The following is a 21,050-nucleotide window of genomic DNA, read 5'->3' on the forward strand; positions in this document are numbered from 1 at the left end:
GGTGCGTGGCAGAAGGACGGACGAACGGGGCCGTTCGCACCACGATGGAGTCATTCGTAGAAGAGCGCCCCGCGGGTCTTGAAGGTCCCCATGCCGATCGAGCCCGTGACGTGGATCGTCGGCCGCCCGGGGCCCGCCGGGGCGCGGTGGCGGTTCTTGACCGTGCCCCAGGTCGCCTTCAGGTCCTCGGTGTCGACCGACCAGCCGTCGGGCAGGACGAGCACGACGCTGCCCATGCCGCCGCGGACCTCGAGGTCGATGCGGGTGCCCGTGACCGTGGCCTCGCGGAAGTCGAGCTTCACGTCGGACATGGCGGGCTCCGCGACGATCCGCGCCGGTACGCGCCACTCGCCGGTGCGCTTCTCGCTCGACCAGCTCGCGCTCACGGTGAGCGGGCGTTCGTCCCTCGTCGCCGGTGCGGTCGCGGCCCGCCAGGGCAGCGTCGCCCCCGGGAGGTCCGCGACGATCGGTTCGAGCTCGGCGTAGGTCCGGGCGGCGTAGGTGCGGGTGAGGCGCTCGTCGACCTCGTGGAGATCGAGCCGGCCCTCGCCGAGCGCGGTGCGCAGGATCTCGGCGACGACCTCGCGGTCCGCGTCGCCGGCCCGCATCACGGGCGTCGGGTCATCGGTCGCCACGGGAGGACAACCTAGTCGCCGGCGCGTTCGGCTCCCGTGGAGAACGGCTACCGTCACGCCCGTGCCCGCCGACCCGGTCGTGCTCGGCGATCCGGTCGTGCTCGGCGTGCGGACGGCGGGCAGCCGCGTGCTCTTCGGGCCGCACGTCACCAACGTCGCCGACCCGCGGCGGCCGCGGGCGCTCGGCGCCGACCACGTCGGGCACTACCGGGCGCGCGCCGCCGGGGGCGCCGGCGTGGTGGTCACCGAGGTGGCGTCCGTGGTGGCCGACGACCACCCCTACGAGTACGCGCCGCTCGCCGCCGAGTGTGCGGACGGCTGGGCCGCGATCGCGGACGCCTGCCGTCCCTACCGGACGCTCGTGCTCGCCGGGCTCGGACACACCGGGAGTCAGGGCTCGTCGGCGTACACGCGCGGGCCGCTGCGCGCGCCGTCGGCGGTGCCCGACCCGGCCTCGGGCGAGGTGCCGGCGGTGCTGGACGCCGACGGGATCGCCGCGGTGGTCTCCGGCTTCGCCCGCGCTGCCGCGGCGGCCGTGGAGGCGGGGTGCGACGGCGTCGAGATCCAGGCGGGACAGCACGCGCTGCTGCGGCAGTTCCTGTCCGGGCTGACCAACCAGCGCGACGACGCGTACGGCGCGGACCGCGGGCTGCTGCTGGCCGAGGTGCTCGGCGCGGTGCGCGACGCCGTCGGGGCCGACGCGCTGGTCGGGCTGCGCCTGGCGGTCGACGAGCTCGCGCCGTGGGCGGGCATCACGCCGGGCGCGGCCCGGGCGGTCCTCGAGCGGGTCGCGGGGCTCGTCGACCTCGTCGTCCCCGTGCGGGGCTCGGCGCTGTCGGTCGGCGCGACGCGGCCCGACGCGCACACGCCGCCCGGTTTCCTGCGCCCGCTCCTGGCCGAGCTGCGGGTGCCGGGCGTGGCGATGGTGCTGGCGGGGAGCGTGGTGGACGCCGCCGACGCCGGGTCCGCGCTGGCCACCGGCGACGCCGACGTCGTCGAGATGACCCGCGCCCAGCTCGCCGACGCCGACCTCGTCGCCCTCGTCCGCGCGGGCGACACACCCCGGCCGTGCGTGCTGACCAACCAGGAGTGCCGGGCGCGCGACGTCCGCAACCCGCGGGTCTCGTGCACGGTCGCGGCGCCGGAGGTCCCCGAGCGGGTGGTCGCCCGTCGCGCCGACCCGGTGCTCGTCGTCGGCGCCGGCCCGGCGGGGCTCGAGGGGGCGCGGACGCTCGCGCGGGCCGGGTGCGCGGTGCGGGTCGTCGAGCGTGCCGACGCCGCCGGCGGCCTGCTGCGGTGGGTGGCCGGGCTGCCGGGCCGGGAGCGCTTCGCGCGGCTCGTCGAGTGGTACACGGGTGAGCTGTCGGCGTTGGGTGTCGACCTGGCGTTCGGGGTCGTGGCCGAGGTGCCCGCGTCCGGCCGCGTGCTGCTGGCCACCGGCGCGGTGGACCGGCCGGGGCGTGGGACGCCGATCGCCGCGGCGCTGCGCGACGGCCTGCCGCCCGGCCCCGTCGTGCTCGACGACCCCCTCGGCGACGGCGCGGCCGTGGCGCTGGCCGAACGCCTGGCCGGCGAGGGCCGCGAGGTCGCGATCGTCGCGCCCGGCGTGCTCGTCGGCCCCGGTCTGGCGCGCACCGGCGACCTCGTCGACGCGCAGGTCCGCCTCGCGCGCGCCGGCGTCCGGCGGGTCACCGAGGCGCGGGTGGTCGGGTGGTCGTCCGGCTCGGCGACCGTGGCCGACGTCATCACGGGGGCGACCACGTCGCTGCCCGCGGCGGTGCTCGTCGACGCCGGCCCGCGCCGCGCGCCGGCCGGCCCGTCGCCGCGGGCGGATCTCTACGTCGTCGGCGACGCCGTCGCCCCGCGCACCGTCGCCGAGGCCGTGCGCGAGGGTCGGGGCGCCGCGCAGGAATTGCTGTCGTGAGCCTCCTGGCCGACCCCGTGCGGCTCGGACCCCTCGTGGCGCGCAATCGCATCGCCTTCCCGGCGCACCTGACCAACGCCGCCGTGGCGCGCCTCCCCACCGCCCAGCACGCCGCGTACTACGGGGCGCGCGCCGCCGGCGGTGCCGGGCTGGTCATCACCGAGGAGCAGTCGGTCGACCCCGCCGACCAGCCCTACGAGAAGCTCGTCGACGGCACCGACCCCGCCGTCGTCCCGGGCTACCGCGCGATCGCCGACGCGGTGCACGCGCACGGCGCGCTGGTGTTTGCACAGCTCGGGCACAACGGCGGGCAGTCGTCGTCGCTGTACTCGCGGGCCCCGGTGGACGGCGCCGACGACGAGGCCGACCCGATGTTCCGGGAGGTCCCGCGCCCGCTCGCCGAGGACGGGCTGGCGCGGCTCGTGGCGGGGTTCGGGGTCGTCGCCGGGCACGTCGCGGCGGGCGGGCTCGACGGGGTCGAGGTGCAGTGCTCGCAGGCGTCGTTGATCCGGCAGCTGGCCCCGTCGCGGGCGCTGCCGCTCCTGCTGGCGGTGCTGGCGGCCGTGCGCGAGGCGATCGGGCCCGACCGGGTGCTCGGCGTGCGGTTGCAGGGCGACGAGGGAGTCCCGGGGGGCTCGACCGCCGACGACGCGGTCCGCCTGGCCGTCGCCGTCGAGGCGCACGTCGACTACGTCAACACCGCGGTCGGCGTCGCCACCCGGACCCTGCCGCTGATCGAGCCGCCGATGGGCGTGCCCGCGGGGTACGCGGCGCACGTGCCGTCCGCGGTGCGCGCCGCGGTGTCGGTGCCGGTGATCGGGGTGGGTCGGTTCACGACGCCCACGCAGGCCCTCGACGCGGTGCGCTCGGGGTCGTGCGACCTCGTCGGCGTCGTCCGCGGCCAGATCGCCGACCCGTCCTTCGCGGCGAAGGCGCTGCGCGGGGCGCGCGTGCGGCGCTGCATCGGCTGCAACCAGGAGTGCATCGCCCGCGTGGGCCTCGACCAGCGCCTGGGGTGCGCGGTGAACCCTGCTGCCGGCCACGAAGCAGCGAACGGGCCGTTCGCTGCTTCTACGCGCGCGAACTCCCCGTTCGCTCGCGTCCTCGTGATCGGCGGCGGGCCCGCGGGGCTGGCGGCGGCGGTCGCGGCGGCGCGGTGCGGGCACGCGGTGACGCTGGCCGAGCGGGGCGACGCCCTCGGCGGCCAGCTGGCCCTCGCCGCCCGGGCGCCCGAGCGGGGCGAGCTCGTGAACGTCGTGTCGGACCTGGCGTTCGAGGCCCGCGAGCTGGGGGTGGAGGTGCGGCTCCGGAGCTCGATCGGGGCTGCGGAGGACACCGAGGACGCCGACGTCGTCGTCCTCGCGACCGGCGCCCGGCCCGCCCTGCCCGCCTGGGCGTCCGGGCTCGACCGCGTCGTCGACGTCACCGACGTCCTCGCCGGGCGGGTCACCCCGAGCGGGCACGTGCTCGTCGTCGACGCGGGGCGCTCGCACGCGGCGACGTCGACCGCCGAGCTGCTCGCGCGCCGCGGTGCGACGGTGACCACGCTGACCTCGGCGCTCGTCGCCGCCGGCGCCCTCGCGCCGACCCTGGACCGCGAGCGCTGGCGTCGTCGGGCCGCCGACCTCGGGGTCGTGGAGCACACGGACCGCGTGGTGCTGGGCGCCCGTCCCGGCCCGGTCCTCGACGTGCTCGATCACCTCAGGGGCGAGGTGGCGCCCTGGCCCGCCGACTGGGTGGTGCACGCGGGCCCGCCGACCCCGGAGGTGCCGGAGCTGGGCGTGCCCGTCGTCCGCGTCGGCGACTGCCTCGCCCCCCGCGACCTCGGCGCCGCGATCCGCGAGGGCACGGCCGCGGGCGAGAGCATCCGTGAGCGGAGTTCACGGCTATAGCCGGGAACATCACTCACATAGGGTCGGCGCGTGGAGATCGCCCATGCCCGCTGGCCGGAGTGCGAGGACGTGCCGGTGCTGCTCGTCCCGGTCGGGGCGACCGAGCAGCACGGCCCGCACCTCCCGCTCGGCACCGACACCGCGATCGCGGCGACGGTCGCGGCGCGCAGCGGTCTCCCCGTGGCCCCGGCCCTGCCCTACGGCGCGTCCGGGGAGCACGAGAGCTTCCCCGGCACGGTGTCGATCGGCACCGAGATCCTGGCCGCGGTGATCGTCGAGCTCGGGCGCTCGGCGTGCCGCTTCGCCCGCCGGCTCGTGCTCGTCAACGGGCACGGAGGCAACGTCGGCGCCCTGCGCGCCGCGGTCGCCCTGCTGCGCTCCGAGGGGCGCGACGTCGCGTGGTTCCCGTGCGGCGTCCCCGGCGCGGACGCGCACGCCGGGCACCACGAGACCGGCGTGATGCTCGCGCTCGCGCCCGACACCGTGCGCCCGGACCTCGCCGCCCCCGGCAACACGGCCCCGCTGCGCGAGCTCATGCCCGCGATCAGCGCCGGGTCGGTGCGCGACGTGAGCCCCTCGGGCGTGCTCGGCGACCCGACCGGCGCGACTGCCGGCGAGGGCGCCGAGACGGTCTCGGTGATCGTCGCCGCACTCGTCACGGCCGTCGAGCGGTGGGCCGTGGACGACGCCACGGGACGCCTGACCTGAGCCCGTCCACGCAGCATCGCTGCGCCGACCCGCCGCGTTCACCGACCCGCGGCAGGATCGGGCGGATGACCGGACCGCTGGCCGGCGACGACCTCCTCGCCCGCGCCGAGGCTGCGCTCGCCGTCGCACTGACCGACGCCCTGGGTGTCGAGTTCGTCGACCCCTCCGCCCCACTGGACGGCGTCGTGCTGCCCGTCGCGGGGCTCGCCGTCACCCCCGCCGCGACCGCGCACGCGGCCGCACTCGGAGCGGCCATCGAGCTCGCCGGGTACCTCGCCGTGCTCCCGACGCTCACCGCCGCCCAGCACGCCGTCACCCACCAGATCTCGACCCAGTACCTGCGGCCGGCGCCCGCCGGGCAGCGGGTCGTCGTGGTCGGCCGCCTGGCGAAGCGGGCCCGGGAGGTCGCGTTCGTGACGGTCACCGCGGGCCTCGAGGACGCCCTGGACCGGCCCGTCGCGCTCAGCCAGATCACGAAGTCGATCGTCGGCGGGACCTAGACTCCGTCGGTGGCCGCCTTCGCCGATCGCGCCGACGCCGGCCGGGCTCTCGGTCGGGCGCTCGCCGAGCTGGACCTGCACCGCCCCCTGCTCGTGGGCCTCGCCCGCGGCGGCGTACCGGTGGCCGCGGCGGCGGCCGAGGCGCTGGGGGCCGGGGCGGAGGTCGACGTCGGCGTCGCCCGCAAGATCACCGCACTCGAGCGCCCGGAGGCCGGGCTCGGCGCGGTGGCCGTGGACGGCGAGCCGGTGTGGTTCGACCTCGCGCTGCAGAACGCCGGCCTGACCCCGGGCGCGCTGGACGACCTCGTCGCCGCCGAGCGCATCGAGGCCGCGCGACGCGAGGAGGCCTACGGGTCGGGGTGGCGCGGGCGCGTGGCGGGGCGGGACGTCGTCCTCGTCGACGACGGCGTGGCGACGGGGATGACGGCGCGGGCGGCGCTCGGCGCGCTGGCCGCCGGTGGCCCGTCGAGCCTCGTGCTCGGCGTGCCGGTCGCGGCGCCGCCGGCGCTCGAGCGCCTCGCCGACGACTGGGGCGGCACCGTCGTCGCCGTGCTCGTCCCGCCGGACTTCCGCGCGGTCGGCGACGTCTACGACGACTTCGGGCAGCTGACCGACGACGACGTCCTGCGTGTCCTCGGTCGCTGACGACGCACCTCGTGGCTGCCTAGACTCGCCCGCCATCAGCGCCTCCACCGTCAGCCCCGCGGCCCCCGCCACGCCGACCCGTCCCCCGCACGGCTGGACGGTCGTGCTGGACCGTCGCGTCTGGCGCGCCGACGGCGGCCGCACGCTGATCGGGGGCTCGCCGCCGCGCGTGCTGCACCTCTCGCCCGCGGCGTACGGGCGCCTCGCCGGCCCGGACGGGATCGCGCCGGACGCGCGGCTCACGGTCACCGACGCGACGTCCGCGGTGCTGGCGCGCCTGCTCACCGACGCGGGCGTCGCCCACCCGGAGCCCGGCCACCCGGACGCCCCGGCGCCGGGCGCGGTCTCGGTCGTCGTGCCCGTGCGCGACCGTCCCGGCGAGCTCGCCCGCCTGCTCGGTGCGCTCGCGGCGACCGCGCCGGGGATCGCCGAGGTGGTCGTCGTCGACGACGGCTCGACCGACCCGGACGCCACGGCCCGCGTGGCCGCCGCCCACGGCGCGCGGGTGGTCCGCCACCCGGTCTCCCGCGGCCCCGCCGCCGCCCGCAACACCGGGGCCGCCGCCGCGACCGGCGAGCTCGTCGCGTTCCTCGACTCCGACGTCGTCCCCGAGCCCGGCTGGCTCGCGCCGCTCCTGGGCCACCTCGCCGACCCCGCGGTCGTCCTCGCCGCCCCTCGCATCGTCGCCTGGGAAGCGCCGCCGCCACCGTCCGTCGCCACACCGCATCCTGCGGATGCAAGCCCTGCGTCCTCGCTGGCACTCAACGCCAGGAAAGCCGCATCGTCGATCGCGCGCCGGACCGTGGCCCGCTACGAGGAGCGACGCTCGAGCCTGGACCTCGGCCCCCGCGCCGCCCCGGTGACCGCCCGCTCCCGCGTCGCCTACGTCCCGAGCGCCGCGCTGGTCGTCCGGCGCGAGGCGCTGGGCGCCGGGTTCGCCGAGGACATGCCCGTCGCCGAGGACGTCGACCTCGTCTGGCGCCTCGCCGCCGCCGGCTGGCGCCTGCGCTACGAACCGTCGTCCCGCGTGGCGCACGAGCACCGCGACGCCGTCGGCGCGTGGCTCGAGCGCAAGGCGTTCTACGGCACCGGCGCCGCCCCGCTGGCCCTGCGCCACCCGCGCCGCGTGCCGCCGGTCGCGCTCGCCCCGTGGACCGCGGCCGCCATGACCCTGCTCGGCGTCCAGCGCCGGTGGAGCACCGCCGCCGCCGGCGTCGTCACGCTCCTGGCGACCGCCCGCCTGGCGCGCGGGCTGGCGCGTCCGGGCCGGGGGAGCTCCCGACGCGCCGTCACCCTCGCCGCGGTGCTCGCGCCCTGGGGCCTGGGCGGCGCGGCGTGGCAGGCGGCCGGGGCCCTCACGCGGCACTGGTGGCCGGCGGCGCTGGTGGGCGCGGTGGTGTCCCGGCGGGTCCGCCGCGCGCTGCTCGTCGCCGGCGTGGTCGAGGGCGTCGCCGACTGGGCCCGGTTCCGATCGCCCGGCGACGGGCCGGGCGACGTCGTCGGCCACGTCGTCGCCCACCGGCTGGACGACCTGGCCTACGGGGGAGGGCTGTGGTGGGGCGCGTGGCGGCACCGCACAGCCGCGCCCCTGCGTCCCGACCTCAGCGGGAAGGGCCCCGACCGATGACCTCGATCGTCCGCACCGTCGCCGTCGGCCTCCCGCGCGAGGTCCCGGGACCCCGCGACGGCGAGACGACGAGCACCGCCATCTGGAAGGAGCCGGTGGACGGGCCGGTCGAGGTCGGGCCCGAGAACCTCGCCGGGGACGAGCAGGCCGACCGCGTCAGCCACGGCGGTCCGGAGAAGTCCGTCTACGCCTACGGCGAGGAGGACCTCGCCTGGTGGCGCGACGAGCTCGGCGCGCTCGACGACCAGGTCTTCGGGCAGAACCTCACGACCGCCGGCTACGACCTGCGCGACGCCGTCGTCGGCGAGCGCTGGCGGATCGGGACCGCCGAGCTCGTCGTCGTCCAACCGCGCACCCCGTGCTTCAAGCTCGGCCTGCGCGCCGGGGACCGGTCCATGCCGCGCCGCTTCACCGCCGCCGTCCGGCCCGGCGTGTACCTGCGCGTCGCGACGACGGGGACGCTCGCCGCGGGCGACCCGATCGAGGTCGTCGACCGGCCCGCGCACGGCGTCACCGTGGCCGAGGTGTTCGCGATCGTCCACCACGAGCGCGACCGTGCGGCCCGCCTCCTCGAGGTGCCGGAGCTGCCGGCCGGCTACCACCACTGGGCCCGCGAGCGCCTCGCCCGCCGCCCTCACTGAACCCCGCGTCGGCGTGTCCTCGCCGCGACGATGTGGCGATCCTGGCGTTGAGTGCCAGCGAGGACGCAGGGCTTGCACGGCCCCGTGCCCACACCACCTCCCGTACCACCTCCCACACCACCTCCCACGCACCGCACACGCCCCGTGCCGGCGCGTGCGTCCCGGGTGAAGTGGGAGCCCTCCGAACGGACCGTTCGGCTACCGCCCGGAGTGTTCTTTTCCGCAGGAATTCGCCTGCCCACGGCGTGTGTCGAGCCGCAGACGCGGATGTTCAAGGCAGTCTGATCCGCGAGTGCGGTGTACAGGTCGGTAACCACTCCCACCTGGGCATTCGGGTAGGGGACCCGCCCCCTGAGTGGATGTTGCGCCGCCCGGTGGTCGGCGGTGTGATGTGTCCGCCACCACGCCGGAGATGGGGGCACAGGCGCGCGCGAAGTCGGCGGGCGTCGTTCACACACCACCACCATGTCCTCGGTCTCGACGTCCGGGCTCCGGTGCCACGTCGTTCGGCCGAGTGAGGAGTGAGGTCCATGGCACGCATCCGGACCACCGTCGACGGCCTCGTCTACGAGGACGACGTCGAGCCGCGCATGTTGCTCGTCCAGTACCTGCGTGAACGGCTCGGCAAGACGGGCACGGTGATCGGCTGCGACACGAGCAACTGCGGGGCGTGCACCGTGCACCTCGACGGGATGAGCGTGAAGTCCTGCTCGGTGCTGGCCGTCCAGGCCAACGGCGCCGAGGTGCTCACGATCGAGGGCCTCGAGCGGGACGGCCAGCTGCACCCCGTGCAGCAGGCCTTCCACGACAACCACGCACTGCAGTGCGGTTACTGCACGCCCGGCATGATCATGCAGTCGATCGACCTGCTCGGTGACAACCCCGACCCCACCGAGCACGAGGTCCGCGAGGGCATCGAGGGCAACCTCTGCCGCTGCACCGGCTACCAGAACATCGTGCGCGCCGTCCAGGACGCCGCCTCGAAGATGAAGCCGGGAGCCGCCCCGACCGCCGAGGCCGGCGCCAAGCAGACCGTGGCCGGCGGGGGCGCCTGATGACCACCACCGAGAACCCGGCGGACGCACCGGTCAAGGAGATCGGGCGCGACCGCCGCCGCAAGGAGGACCGCCGGCTCATCACCGGGCGGACCCAGTGGACCGACAACAAGGCCCTCACCGGCCTGCTGCACATCGCGATGGTCCGCAGCCCGTTCGCGCACGCGACGATCAAGGGCATCGACACCTCGGCGGCCAAGCAGCTGCCGGGCATCGTCGGCGTCTACACGGCCGCCGACATCGGCGCCGACCAGGTGCAGCTCCCCTGCGCGTGGCCGGTCACGAAGGACATGCGTTCGCCCCAGCGTCCCGCGCTGGCCGGCAGCCGTGTGAACTTCGCCGGTGAGGGTGTCGCCGTGGTCGTCGCGCGCAGCGCGGCGATCGCCAAGGACGCCGCCGAGCTGGTCGAGGTCGACTACGACGAGCTCGAGCCGGTCCTGGACATGGAGGAGGCGCTGAAGGACGGCGCCACCCTCGTGCACCCGGAGCTGGGCACGAACTCGAACGCCCAGTGGGTGTTCGACTCGGGCGAGGCGGGCTCCGGCGGCAACGCGACGGAGGCCATCAGCAAGGCGGAGTCGGACGACGACCAGATCGTGGTCCGTCGCCGCTTCCGCCAGCAGCGCCTCGTGCCGGTGTTCATGGAGCCCCGCTCCACGGTCGTCGACCCCACGGGCGAGCAGCTCGTCATGTGGTCCTCGACCCAGGTGCCGCACATCCTCAAGACGATGCTCGCGCTGACCCTCGGCCTGCCCGAGCACAAGATCCGCGTCATCGCGCCGGACGTCGGCGGCGGCTTCGGCGGCAAGATCGCCGTGGCCCCCGAGGAGGTCGTCACCCTGCTGGTGGCCCAGAAGCTGGGCAAGCCGGTGAAGTGGACCGAGACCCGCTCGGAGTCCCTGCTCACGGCCCACCACGGCCGTGACCAGATCCAGGACCTGACGATGTCGGTCACCAAGGACGGCACGATCACCGGCCTGGACGTGAAGCTCCTGGCCGACATGGGCGCCTACCTCGGCCTCGTCGGGCCGGGCGTGCCGATCCTCGGCGCGTTCATGTTCAACGCGATCTACAAGATCCCGTCCTACCGGTTCGACTGCACCAACGTCTTCACCACCAAGACGCTCACCGACGCCTACCGCGGCGCCGGACGTCCGGAGGCCACCTTCGGCATCGAGCGCCTGATGGACGAGGTCGCCCTGGAGCTCGGCATGGAGCCGATGGAGTTCCGGAAGAAGAACTGGATCAAGCACGACGAGTTCCCGTACACGACGGTCAGCACGCTGACCTACGACACGGGCAACTACGAGGCCGCGACCGACCAGGCCATGCAGATGTTCGACTACGACGGTCTGCGCCGGGAGCAGGCGGAGCGCCGCCGGCGGGGCGACGTCAAGCAGCTCGGCATCGGCATCTCGACCTTCACCGAGATGTGCGGCCTCGCGCCCTCGCGCGTGCTCGGCTCGCTCGACTACGGCGCCGGTGGCTGGGAGACCGCGGCCATCCGGATGCTGCCCACGGGCAAGGTCGAGGTCGTCGTCGGCGTCAGCCCGCACGGCCAGGGCCACGAGACCGCGTTCTCGCAGATCGTCGCCGACCAGCTCGGTGTCGGCTTCGACGACGTCGAGATCCTCCACGGCGACACCCAGTCGTCCTACCGGGGCCTCGACACCTACGGCTCGCGCTCGCTCGCGGTCGGCGGCATCGCCGTCGTCAAGGCGGCCGAGAAGGTCATCGAGAAGGCCAAGCCGATCGCCGCGCACATGCTCGAGGCCTCCGAGGGCGACCTCGAGTTCTCGGCCGGCAAGTTCTCGGTCAAGGGCACCGACAAGGGTGTGGGCATCCAGGACATCGCGCTCGCGGTGTTCGCCGCCCACGACTACCCGGAGGGCATCGAGCCCGACATCGACGCCCACGCGACGTTCGACCCGGAGAACTTCTCGTTCCCGCACGGCACGCACCTCTGCGCCGTCGAGGTCGACACCGAGACCGGGTTCGTCTCGATGTACAAGTACGTCTGCGTCGACGACGTCGGCAACGTGATCAACCCGCTGATCGTCGAGGGTCAGGTCCACGGTGGCCTGGCGCAGGGCATCGCCCAGGCCCTCTACGAGGAGGCCGCGTACGACGACCAGGGCACGCTGCTCTCGGGCACGCTGGTCGACTACACGCTGCCGAGCGCGGCGGACCTCATCAGCTTCGACACCGCGAACACCACCACCGCGTCGACCACCAACCCGCTCGGGGTCAAGGGCGTCGGCGAGGCGGGCACGATCGCCTCCACCCCGGCGGTCGTGAACTCGGTGCTCGACGCGATCCGGCACCTCGGCGTCAAGGACATCGACATGCCGACCACCCCCTACCGCGTCTGGAGCGCCATCCAGAAGGCGTCGGGGACCTCCGGTCGCGCCGACGAGGCGAACGTCGCCTCGCCGGGTGCCGGTCTCGGCTCCACCGCCCGTGACATGCCCGAGGGAGGCAACCTGTGATCCCGGCCCAGTTCGACTACGTCCGGCCCACCACGGTCGAGGAGGCGCTGCAGGCCCTGCGCGACGGCGGCGACGACGCCAAGCTCCTCGCCGGCGGCCAGAGCCTGCTGCCGGTGCTGCGGCTGCGCATGGCCGACCCGTCGCTGATCATCGACCTCGGGGGCATCCCGGAGCTGCGGGGTGTCCGCGAGGACGGCAACGAGGTCGTCGTGGGGGCCATGACGTCGCACCACGACGTCACCCGTGACGACATCCTGCGTCAGCACGTCGCCCTCATCCAGGAGGCGACGAAGACGGTGGCCGACCCGCAGGTGCGCCACCGCGGCACCCTCGGCGGGGCCCTCGCCCACGCCGACCCGGCCGGCGACCTCGCCGCGCCGGCGCTGGCCCTCGAGGCGAAGTTCGTCATCGCGGGGGCCGACGGCACCCGCACCGTGGCGGCGGCGGACTTCTTCGAGGACTACTTCTCCACCGCGATCGGCGAGGCCGAGCTCCTCACCGAGATCCGTTTCCCGAAGTACACGGGTTGGGGCGCGCGGTACGAGAAGTTCAACCGGGTCGCCCAGGCCTGGTCGATCGTGGCCGTGGCCGCGACCATCAAGGTCGACGGGGGCACGATCTCCGATGCCCGCATCGGGCTGACCAACATGGCGGGCGTCCCGGTGCGCGCCACGGCCGTCGAGTCGGCACTGGTCGGCCAGAGCGCCACCGAGGACAATGTGCGCAAGGCCGCCCAGGCGGCCGCCGAGGGCACCAGCCCCACCGCGGACGCGGACGCCGGTACCGACTACCGCGAGCACCTCGCCAGGGTGCTCACCGGTCGGGCCGTCCTCGCCGCCGCGGGCTGAGTCCTCCGCGGTCCCACCCGTCCGACGATCCGATCGTCGCGACGTCCCGGCCCGCCCCCGCAGCAGCGGGGGCGGGCCGCCGTCGTGATCGCACAGGAGGTACCGAGTGAAGCTGGAGAACGAGTTCACCGTCCCGGTGGACATCGACACCGTGTTCGACGCCCTGAACGACCCGGAGAAGGTCACTCCGTGCTTCCCGGGCGCCACCCTCGACTCGCGCGACGGCGACGACTTCACCGGCACGGTGAAGGTGAAGCTCGGCCCGATCTCGATGACCTACAAGGGCAAGGGCACGTTCGTCGAGCGTGACAAGACCAACCACAAGGTCGTCGTCGACGCCCAGGGCCGCGACTCCCGCGGCAACGGCACCGCGTCGGCCAAGGCCACGCTGACGATGACCGACGACGGCGGCAAGACCAAGGTCAACGTCCTCACCGAGATGCAGGTGACGGGCAAGCCGGCCCAGTTCGGGCGCGGCGTCATGGCCGACGTCGGCGACAAGATCCTCGGGCAGTTCGCGTCCTGCTTGGCCGACGAGTTCGGCAGCAGCACGGCCGGCGGCCCCGCGGCCGCCACGGTCAGCGGCACCGACACCGGGTCCACCGGCGGCAACGGCACCGGCCCCGCGCCGGAGGCCGTGGCCTCGGGCGACGCCGCGCCGGTCACCGGCCCGCCCGCGCCCTCCCCGGTCTCCTCCGGTTCGGGCGCGCCCGCCGCGGCCGCGATGCCGACCACGGTGGCCGAGGCCGCCAAGGGCGACTCGGGCGCCAAGCCCGGCGCCTCGGTCGGCGGGGCCGCGAGCGGCTCCGGGCAGGCCGCGGCGCAGCCGAGCCAGCCGCGTCGCCAGCAGGTCGAGGCGATCGACCTGCTCGACAGCTCGCGGGACGCCGTGCTCAAGCGCCTCGTCCCCGTGGGCATCGGCGCGGGCGTCCTCGCCGCGATCATCGCGATCATCCTGGTGGTCCGCGGGCGGAGCTAGTTCCCGGGCACGTTCGTCATGATCGAAGGGCACCTCCGGCCGACAAGAGCGGCCGAAGGTGCCCTTCGCTCGTTCCGGCGAGGGTTGAGCGGCGACCGTGAACGGCTAGGCCCGGGAGATGACCGCGTCCACGAGCTCGCTGCTGAGCACTGTCCACGACGAGACGCCGCTGGTGCACTGCGTGACCAACCTCGTGGCCACGAACCTCTCGGCCAACGCGCTGCTCGCCCTCGGGGCCTCGCCGGCGATGGTCGAGGACCAGGCCGAGGCCGCCGAGCTCGCCGCGGTCGCCGGGGCGCTCGTGGTGAACACCGGCACGATGACGCCGGAGCGCGCGGACGGCATGCGGGCCGCGGCCTCGGCCGCCCGCGACGCCGGGACGCCGTGGCTGCTCGATCCGGTCGGGGTCGGCCCGCTGACCATGCGCACCGACGTGGCCCGAGGCCTGCTCGAGCTCCGGCCGGCCGTGGTGCGGGGCAACGCCTCGGAGATCCTCGCCCTCGCCGGCCGTGAGGGCCGTGGCCGCGGGGTCGATGCGACCGTCGCGGTCGACGACGCCGCCGACGCGGCCGACGAGCTCGCGCGGCGGTGCGAGGGTGTCGTCGCGGTCAGCGGCCCGGTCGACCGGATCACCGACGGGACCACGGTCCTCCACGTCCACGGCGGGCATCCGCTCATGGGGCGGGTGACCGCGATGGGATGCGCGCTCGGGGCCATCACCGCGGCCTTCCTCGCGGCCGCCCGGAGCACCGGGGACGACCCGGTCGCCGCCACCGTCGCGGCCCACGCCGTCGTGGGGGCGTGCGGGGCGGCCGCCGGGGTCGCGGCCCGCGGGCCGGGCTCGTTCGTGCCGGCCTGGCTCGACGCGCTCGCGGCCCTCGACGCCCGGGGTGCCACCGCGGCCGGCACCCTCATCGACCCGGCGTGACGGCCCTCGACCCGCGCCTCTACCTGGTCCTCGACCCCGTGCACGGGCCGGCGGACCCGCTCGCGGTCGTCCGCGACGCCGTCGCCGGCGGGGTCACCGCCGTCCAGGTCCGGGCGCCCGGAGCCACCGGCCGCGAGCTGTGCGACGCCACCCGGGCCGTGATCGACACCCTGGCCGGCTCGGGCGTCGCGGTCGTCGTCGACGACCGTCTCGACGTCGCCCTCGCGGCCGGCGCCGACGGCGTGCACCTGGGGCGACACGACGCCCCGCCCGGTGCCGCCCGTCGCGTCGCGGGACCGGACCTCTCCCTCGGCTGGTCGGTCACCGGACCCGACGACCTCGACGTCGCCCGCCACCTCGGGCCCGGCGTCGTGGACCTGCTCGGCATCGGCCCCGTGTTCACCACCGCCACGAAGCCCGACGCCGCGCCCGCCACCGGTGTCGATGGTCTGCGTCGCCTGTGGGAGGCCGCGGCCGGGCTCGGCGTCACGGCGGTCGCGATCGGCGGGGTGCACGCGGACAACGCCGCCGAGGTGCTCGCGACCGGCGTCCCCGGCCTCGCCGTGAGCTCGGCGATCGCCGCCGCGGCGGAACCCGGGGCCGCCGCCCGCGAGCTGCGCGCCGTCGTCGACGGCAGGTGACAGGCTGTCCGCCGTGTACCCCGGCGCCACGAACACGCTCGTCGACGTCCCCGGTCTGCAGGTCGGGCACGCGGACCTCGAGGGCGAGGGCGCGCTGTCGGGCACGACGGTCGTGCTGCCCGGACCCGAGGGCGCGGTCGCGGGTGTCGACGTCCGCGGCGGCGGCCCCGGCACCCGCGAGACCGACGCGCTCGACCCGCGCACGCTCGTCGAGCGCATCCACGCCGTGGTGCTCACCGGCGGGAGCGCCTACGGGCTCGCGGCCGCCTCCGGGGTGGCCGACGCGCTCGGGGCCGCCGGCCGCGGTTTCCCCGTCGGCCGGGGGCCCGGCGAGGTCGTGCCCGTCGTCCCCGCGGCCGTGGTGTTCGACCTCGGGCGCGGTGGCCGGTTCGCGGCGCGCCCGACCGCGGAGACCGGCGCGCAGGCCCTCGCCGCCTGCACCGACGCGCCGCCGGCGCAGGGCGTGGTCGGCGCCGGGCGCGGCACGGTCGTCGGCGGGCTGAAGGGCGGGGTCGGCTCCGCCTCGTCGGTGCTCTCGGACGGCACGGTGGTGGCCGCCCTCGTCGTGGCCAACGCCGCGGGCTCGGCCGTCGACCCGGCCACCGGCGAGCTGTGGGCCGCCCGCCACCTGCACCCGGGCGACGTCGAGCCCCCGGCCCTGCCCGCCGACCGGACCGCGCTGCTGGCGGCCCTGCGCGAGGCCGCCGCGCCGCCGACGCTGAACACCACGATCGGCGTCGTGGCCACCGACGCCGGGCTGAGCGTCGCGCAGTGCGCCAAGCTCGCCGCGGTCGGGCAGAGCGGCCTCGCCCGTGCCGTGCGCCCCGCCCACGGCATGACCGACGGCGACACGTTCTTCGGCCTCGCGACCACCGGGCGCGCCGCCCCGGACCTCGCCGCGGTGCAGGAGCTGCTCACCGCCGGCGCCGACTGTGTGACCCGCGCCGTCGCCCACGCCGTCCTGGCCGCGCGCTCCGTCGAGACCCCCGCCGGGCACTGGCGGGCCTATCGCGACCTCGTCGGCTGACGGGCACCATGGACCCGTGGGGGGCTACCGCGAGCGACCGGTCGGGCCCGGGATGGTGCTCTGGGCGAGCGACGGCGGCGCAACGACGATCCTGCCCGACGGCTGCCTCGACCTGATCTGGAACGGCCGCGCGCTGGTCGTCGCCGGCCCCGACGCCGGGGCCCGCCGCCACGACGGCGGCGGCGCGCGGCATGTCGGCCTGCGCTTCTCCCACGGGCGCGGTCCCGTGAGCCTGGGTGTCCGCGCCGACGAGCTGCGCGACACCACGGTGTCCCTCGAGGCGGTGTGGTCCGACGCCGCCGCACGCGAGCTCGCCGAGCGCGCCGCCGAGGACCCCGTGCGGGCGTTCCGCGACGTCGCCGGCACGGTCCCGGCGAGCGACGACCCCTTCGGCGCCCGCGTCTTCTCCGCGCTGGCGCGCGGCGCCGACGTCGCCGGGCTCGCCGATGCGCTGGGCACCACCACCCGCACGCTGCACCGGCGCTGCCTGCCGGTGTTCGGCTACGGCCCCCAGCACCTCGGGCGCATCCTGCGCCTGCAGCGCGCGCTGGCCCGGGCGCGGGCGGGCACCCCGTGGGCCGAGGTGGCCGCCGTCGAGGGCTTCGCCGACCAGCCGCACCTCGCCCGGGAGGTCCGCACCCTCGCCGACACCACGCCGACGGAGCTCCTACTGCGGTAGCGCGGCGAAGAGATCCACCGGCGCCCCGTCGGGGTCGTCGACGACGGCGTAGCGCATGCCCCAGAACGCGTCCCAGGGCTCGAGCGCGCCGTGGTACCCGGCCCCGACGAGCTCGGCATAGAGCGCGTCGACCTCGGCGGGGGAGTCGCACGCGAACGCCACGGAGCGCCGCGGCCCGCCGGTCGGTTCCGTCCAGGACGGGTCGAAGGACCGGACGGTGTCCACGGTGTCGAACGCGAAGCGCAGCCCGCCGGCGAGCTCGACCTCGACGTGGGGCGCGGTGTCGGCCTCGGGCGGCGCGTCGAGGCCCAGGCGGCGGTAGAAGGCGAGCGAGGCGGCCATGTCGGAGACGACGAGCTCGACGACGGCGAGACGCGGAGGCATGGACGACACCGTAGGGACCGCCCGCGGCGCGGGGCTTGGACCGATCGGACACCATGCGCGTGTGCACCGGACGCTCGGCTTCACCGCGCCGCTGTGCCCGGACAACCTGTTCGGCCACCTGGTCGCGACGGCCGTACCCGGCGTCGAGGAGTGGCACGACGGCGCCTACCGCCGCACGCTCGCCCTGCCCGGCGGGCCGGGGGTGGTCGCGCTGCGGCCCGGCGAGGCCGGCATCGACGCCACCCTGACCCTCACCGACCCCGCCGACGCCGACGCGGCCGAGCGCATCGCCCGGCGCCTCCTCGACCTCGACGCCGACCCGGTGGCCGTCGACGACACCCTGCGCGCCGAGCCCGTGCTGGCCCCGCTGGTCGACGCCGCGCCCGGCCGGCGGGTCCCCGGCGCGCCCGACCCCGAGGAGTTCGCGGTGCGCGCGGTCCTCGGGCAGCAGGTCTCCACCGCCGCCGCCCGCACCCACGCCGGCCGTCTCGTGCGCGGGTACGGCACGCCGCTGCCCGAGGACCTCGCCGGACCCGGCAGCACGCTCACCCACCTCTTCCCGTCGTCGCCCGCGCTCACGGCCGTCGACCCCGAGGAGCTGGCGATGCCCCGGACCCGGCGGCGGACGTTGCTGACGCTCGTCGCCGCCCTCGCCGACGGTGCCGTCGTCCTCGACCCGGCCGACGTCGCCGGATCCCGCGCCGCGCTCGGCGCGCTGCCGGGGATCGGGCCGTGGACCGTCGACTCGGTGGCGATGCGCGCCCTGGGCGACACGGACGCGTTCCTGCCCACCGACCTCGGCGTCCGCGTGGCCGCCGAACGCCTCGGGCTGCCGACGAAGGACCGCGACCTCGTCGCCCGCGCCGAGGCCTGGCGCCCGTACCGGGCCTACGCGACGCAGTACCTCTGGGCGGCGCTGGACCACGCCGTCAACGTCATGCCAGGCTGATCACGGCCTCGCCCGAGGAGGTGGCCGTGGCGGCGGACGACGCCCTCTGGAGCGCGCTCGGCCGGGTGGCGGAGACGCCGACCCTGCTCGTGGCGTGCGTCTTCGACGGCGCGCTCGCCGCCGAGGAGGGCGACCCCGCGCAGGCCCGGGCGGAGCAGCAGTCCTCCGAGGCGCTCAACGTCCTCGTGGCCCTGAGCGACACGACCGTCGCCGTGGTGTCGGACCGGCCGGCCGACGAGGTCGCCGAGCTGATGTTCCTGTCCGGCGCGAAGGGCGGCGCGCGCGTCGTCGCGCCCGAAGGCGTCGCGGCGCTGCGCGACGAGGTCGGCGCGACGGCCGTCGTCGCCGTCGGTCTGGTCCCCGACCACGAGCCGGGCGCCGACGACGTGATCATCGGTGTCGCCGCCGAGGCGCCCTACGAGGTCGAGGACGTCGACGACGTCTGCCTGGTGCTCGAGGAGCTGGCCGACCTGCGTCGCGGCTACTGACCCGCGTCATCCTGTCGAGGATCAGAACAGGAGCTGGTCGCGGCCCTCGAGGTCGAGCAGGGTGCGCTTGCGCTCGAGCCCGCCCGCGTAGCCGGTGAGGCTGCCGTCGGCGCCGACCACGCGGTGGCACGGCACGACGATCGCGACGGGGTTGCGGGCCATCGCCCCGCCCACCCGCCGGGCGTCGACGGGCTCGAGGCCCACCGCCGCGGCGAGCTTGCCGTAGCTCACGGTCTCGCCGTAGCCGACCGAGGCCAGGCCGTCGAGCACCCGGCGGTCCCACGCGGGGTGGGCGTCGAGGTCGACGGGGACGGTGAACTCCCGCAGCGTGCCCGCGAAGTAGGCGTCGATCTCGCGGCGGGCGAGGTCGAGGACGCGCTCGGCGTCCGCGTCACGCGGCTCGTCGGACGCGGCGGGGGAGAACCCGAGCAGCGTCAGCCCGCGCGGCGAGGCGTCGAGGTGCAGAGGCCCGAGAGGGGTGCCGTGGACGATGCTCATGTCCTGGAGAACACCTCGGCGGGCCGGTGCGTGGCGCGTTCGGGCGTGGCGGTCAGCCGCCGGCGAAGGGCGGCAGGACGTCGACGACCGCGCCCTCGGCGAGGACCAGGGTCCGGTCGCGGACGGCCACCTCGTCGAGCAGGAAGCTGGCGGCGGCGAGCACGCGGGCGAGCGCGTCGCCGTGGTCGGCGGCCAATGCCGTGATCAGGTCGTCGACGGTGGCGCCGGCGGGGACCGTGACGTCCTCGCTGCGCGTGCCGGCGGCGGCCTTGGCGCCGGCGAAGTACCGCACGGTGACGCTGACGGGCGGGGCCGTCGCGGCGGTGGTGGGAGCGGTGGGAGCGGTCATCATCCTCCGATCGCACTCATGGGCCGGTCGGGCTGCAGGAACCCGGGCTCGTCGATGCCGTGGCCGGGCTTCTTGCCCCACATGGCCACGCGCCACGCGTCGGCGATCTCCTCGTCGGAGCCGCCGCCGCGCAGGAACCGTCGCAGGTCGTTCTCGGTCCGCGAGAACAGGCAGTTGCGCACCTGCCCGTCGGCGGTGAGTCGCGTGCGGTCGCAGTTGCCGCAGAACGGCCGTGTGACCGAGGCGATCACACCGACCTTGGCCGGGGTGCCGTCGTGGCCGGTCCACCCGTCGACGAGGAAGCGCTCGGCGGGGGCGCCGCCGCGCTCGGCCGGGTCGTCGGAGAGCGTGAACCGCGTGCGCAGCGAGGCGAGGATCTGCTCGGCGGTGATCATGCGGTCGCGCTGCCACGAGTGTCCGGCGTCGAGGGGCATCTGCTCGATGATGCGCAGCTCGTAGCCCTCCTCGAGCGCCCAGGCCAGGAGGTCGGGCGCCTCGTCGTCGTTGAGGCCGGGCATGAGCACCGTATTGATCTTGATGGGGTCGAGGCCGTGCTCGCGGGCGGCCCGCAGGCCGGTGAGGACGTCGTCGAGCCGGTCGCGCCGCGTGATCTCGGCGAAGCGGTCGCGGCGCAGCGTGTCCAGCGAGGCGTTGACCCGGTCCAGCCCGGCGGCCGCGAGACCGGCCGCGCGACGCGTGAGGCCGAGCGCGTTGGTGGTCACCGACATCTCGGGCCGGGGCGTCAGCGCGGCGGTGGCCGCGACGATGTCCTCGAGGCCCTTGCGCAGGAGGGGCTCGCCGCCGGTGAACCGGATCTCCTGGACGCCGAGGCGCTCGACGGCGACCCGCACGAGGCGCACGACCTCCTCGTCGGTGAGCGCCTCCTCGCTCGGCATCCACTCCAGGCCCTCGGCGGGCATGCAGTAGGTGCAGCGCAGGTTGCAGCGGTCGGTCAGCGACACCCGCAGATCGGTGGCCACACGGCCCCAGGAGTCGACCAGACGCGCGTCGTCAGGCCGCCCTGAGGTGTCCGTGGTGGCGGTGGCGGACCCGGGGACGGCCGGCACACCGAGGTCGAGAACGCTCATCACTTCCCACCCTAACCGCGTCGACGACCGCGAGTGGTCGGCGTCTCCGCAGGTCGCAGGCTCCCTCCGCAGATGC

22 protein-coding genes are annotated in these 21,050 nt (G+C 75.9%); 17 read left to right on the forward strand and 5 right to left on the reverse strand.

Going from position 1 to position 21,050, the window contains the following annotated elements; genetic code table 11:
• Window positions 1-50 precede the first annotated feature (50 nt).
• Window positions 51-635, reverse strand: coding sequence for a DUF1707 SHOCT-like domain-containing protein (locus PH191_RS00065; RefSeq protein WP_274192588.1), 585 nt, complete (start codon window positions 633-635; stop codon window positions 51-53).
• Window positions 636-696: 61 nt separating this feature from the next.
• Between PH191_RS00065 and PH191_RS00070 the strand changes: the two genes are divergently transcribed.
• The 15 genes from PH191_RS00070 to PH191_RS00140 all read left to right on the forward strand — a co-directional run bounded on the left by PH191_RS00070 (window position 697) and on the right by PH191_RS00140 (window position 17,218).
• The gene (locus PH191_RS00070) at window positions 697-2,559 is read left to right on the forward strand and encodes an oxidoreductase (protein WP_274192589.1); all 1,863 of its coding nucleotides are present in this window, start codon (window positions 697-699) and stop codon (window positions 2,557-2,559) included.
• A complete protein-coding gene (locus PH191_RS00075) occupies window positions 2,556-4,451 on the forward strand; it encodes an oxidoreductase (protein ID WP_274192590.1) in 1,896 nt (631 codons plus the stop codon). The genes PH191_RS00070 and PH191_RS00075 overlap by 4 nt, the downstream gene beginning before the upstream one ends.
• Window positions 4,452-4,481: 30 nt before the next feature.
• On the forward strand, window positions 4,482-5,159 hold the full coding sequence (gene mftE / locus PH191_RS00080; RefSeq protein ID WP_274192591.1) for a mycofactocin biosynthesis peptidyl-dipeptidase MftE: 678 nt from the start codon (window positions 4,482-4,484) through the stop codon (window positions 5,157-5,159).
• A gap of 65 nt (window positions 5,160-5,224) precedes the next feature.
• Entirely contained in the window at window positions 5,225-5,659 is a 435-nt protein-coding gene (locus tag PH191_RS00085) for a PaaI family thioesterase (RefSeq protein ID WP_274192592.1), read from the forward strand.
• Window positions 5,660-5,668: 9 nt separating this feature from the next.
• A complete protein-coding gene (locus PH191_RS00090; protein ID WP_274192593.1) occupies window positions 5,669-6,304 on the forward strand; it encodes a phosphoribosyltransferase in 636 nt (211 codons plus the stop codon).
• Window positions 6,288-7,931, forward strand: a complete 1,644-nt coding sequence (locus PH191_RS00095; RefSeq protein WP_274192594.1) for a glycosyltransferase — start codon at window positions 6,288-6,290, stop codon at window positions 7,929-7,931. Before PH191_RS00090 ends, PH191_RS00095 begins: the two co-directional genes overlap by 17 nt.
• On the forward strand, window positions 7,928-8,572 hold the full coding sequence (locus PH191_RS00100; RefSeq protein ID WP_274192595.1) for an MOSC domain-containing protein: 645 nt from the start codon (window positions 7,928-7,930) through the stop codon (window positions 8,570-8,572). The genes PH191_RS00095 and PH191_RS00100 overlap by 4 nt, the downstream gene beginning before the upstream one ends.
• Before the next feature lie 530 nt (window positions 8,573-9,102).
• Window positions 9,103-9,627: a (2Fe-2S)-binding protein gene (locus PH191_RS00105; protein ID WP_274192596.1), complete on the forward strand. Its 525-nt coding sequence runs from the start codon at window positions 9,103-9,105 to the stop codon at window positions 9,625-9,627.
• The gene (locus PH191_RS00110; RefSeq protein ID WP_274192597.1) at window positions 9,627-12,116 is read left to right on the forward strand and encodes a xanthine dehydrogenase family protein molybdopterin-binding subunit; all 2,490 of its coding nucleotides are present in this window, start codon (window positions 9,627-9,629) and stop codon (window positions 12,114-12,116) included. The genes PH191_RS00105 and PH191_RS00110 overlap by 1 nt, the downstream gene beginning before the upstream one ends.
• Entirely contained in the window at window positions 12,113-12,964 is an 852-nt protein-coding gene (locus PH191_RS00115) for an FAD binding domain-containing protein (protein ID WP_274192598.1), read from the forward strand. Before PH191_RS00110 ends, PH191_RS00115 begins: the two co-directional genes overlap by 4 nt.
• A 106-nt stretch (window positions 12,965-13,070) precedes the next feature.
• Window positions 13,071-13,943 (forward strand): SRPBCC family protein, encoded by an 873-nt coding sequence (locus PH191_RS00120; RefSeq protein WP_274192599.1) that lies wholly within the window; start codon window positions 13,071-13,073, stop codon window positions 13,941-13,943.
• 118 nt (window positions 13,944-14,061) lie between these two features.
• On the forward strand, window positions 14,062-14,871 hold the full coding sequence (gene thiM / locus PH191_RS00125; protein WP_274192600.1) for a hydroxyethylthiazole kinase: 810 nt from the start codon (window positions 14,062-14,064) through the stop codon (window positions 14,869-14,871).
• Window positions 14,868-15,512, forward strand: a complete 645-nt coding sequence (thiE, locus tag PH191_RS00130) for a thiamine phosphate synthase (protein WP_274192601.1) — start codon at window positions 14,868-14,870, stop codon at window positions 15,510-15,512. The genes thiM and thiE overlap by 4 nt, the downstream gene beginning before the upstream one ends.
• Window positions 15,513-15,516: 4 nt before the next feature.
• On the forward strand, window positions 15,517-16,539 hold the full coding sequence (locus tag PH191_RS00135) for a P1 family peptidase (RefSeq protein ID WP_420791757.1): 1,023 nt from the start codon (window positions 15,517-15,519) through the stop codon (window positions 16,537-16,539).
• A 16-nt stretch (window positions 16,540-16,555) separates the two neighbouring features.
• Window positions 16,556-17,218 carry a helix-turn-helix domain-containing protein gene (locus PH191_RS00140; RefSeq protein ID WP_274192603.1) on the forward strand — a complete coding sequence of 221 codons (663 nt, stop codon included), beginning with the start codon at window positions 16,556-16,558 and terminating at the stop codon, window positions 17,216-17,218.
• On the opposite strand, the gene PH191_RS00145 is transcribed toward PH191_RS00140, so the two are convergent.
• The gene (locus PH191_RS00145) at window positions 17,207-17,602 is read right to left on the reverse strand and encodes a VOC family protein (RefSeq protein ID WP_274192604.1); all 396 of its coding nucleotides are present in this window, start codon (window positions 17,600-17,602) and stop codon (window positions 17,207-17,209) included. The genes PH191_RS00140 and PH191_RS00145 overlap by 12 nt on opposite strands.
• Before the next feature lie 61 nt (window positions 17,603-17,663).
• Between PH191_RS00145 and PH191_RS00150 the strand changes: the two genes are divergently transcribed.
• Entirely contained in the window at window positions 17,664-18,551 is an 888-nt protein-coding gene (locus PH191_RS00150; RefSeq protein ID WP_274192605.1) for a DNA-3-methyladenine glycosylase family protein, read from the forward strand.
• Between the two features lie 26 nt (window positions 18,552-18,577).
• Entirely contained in the window at window positions 18,578-19,039 is a 462-nt protein-coding gene (locus PH191_RS00155; protein WP_274192606.1) for an HAD family hydrolase, read from the forward strand.
• Between the two features lie 21 nt (window positions 19,040-19,060).
• On the opposite strand, the gene PH191_RS00160 is transcribed toward PH191_RS00155, so the two are convergent.
• The 3 genes from PH191_RS00160 to moaA are packed head-to-tail and all read right to left on the reverse strand — an operon-like array spanning window position 19,061 to window position 20,974.
• On the reverse strand, window positions 19,061-19,537 hold the full coding sequence (locus PH191_RS00160) for a methylated-DNA--[protein]-cysteine S-methyltransferase (RefSeq protein WP_274192607.1): 477 nt from the start codon (window positions 19,535-19,537) through the stop codon (window positions 19,061-19,063).
• Between the two features lie 52 nt (window positions 19,538-19,589).
• On the reverse strand, window positions 19,590-19,886 hold the full coding sequence (locus tag PH191_RS00165; RefSeq protein WP_274193642.1) for a MoaD/ThiS family protein: 297 nt from the start codon (window positions 19,884-19,886) through the stop codon (window positions 19,590-19,592).
• Window positions 19,886-20,974: a GTP 3',8-cyclase MoaA gene (gene moaA, locus PH191_RS00170; RefSeq protein WP_274192608.1), complete on the reverse strand. Its 1,089-nt coding sequence runs from the start codon at window positions 20,972-20,974 to the stop codon at window positions 19,886-19,888. The genes PH191_RS00165 and moaA overlap by 1 nt, the downstream gene beginning before the upstream one ends.
• Between the last annotated feature and the right edge of the window lie 76 nt (window positions 20,975-21,050).

The sequence above is a fragment of the Actinomycetospora callitridis genome (assembly GCF_028737265.1).
Lineage (GTDB): Bacteria > Actinomycetota > Actinomycetes > Mycobacteriales > Pseudonocardiaceae > Actinomycetospora > Actinomycetospora callitridis.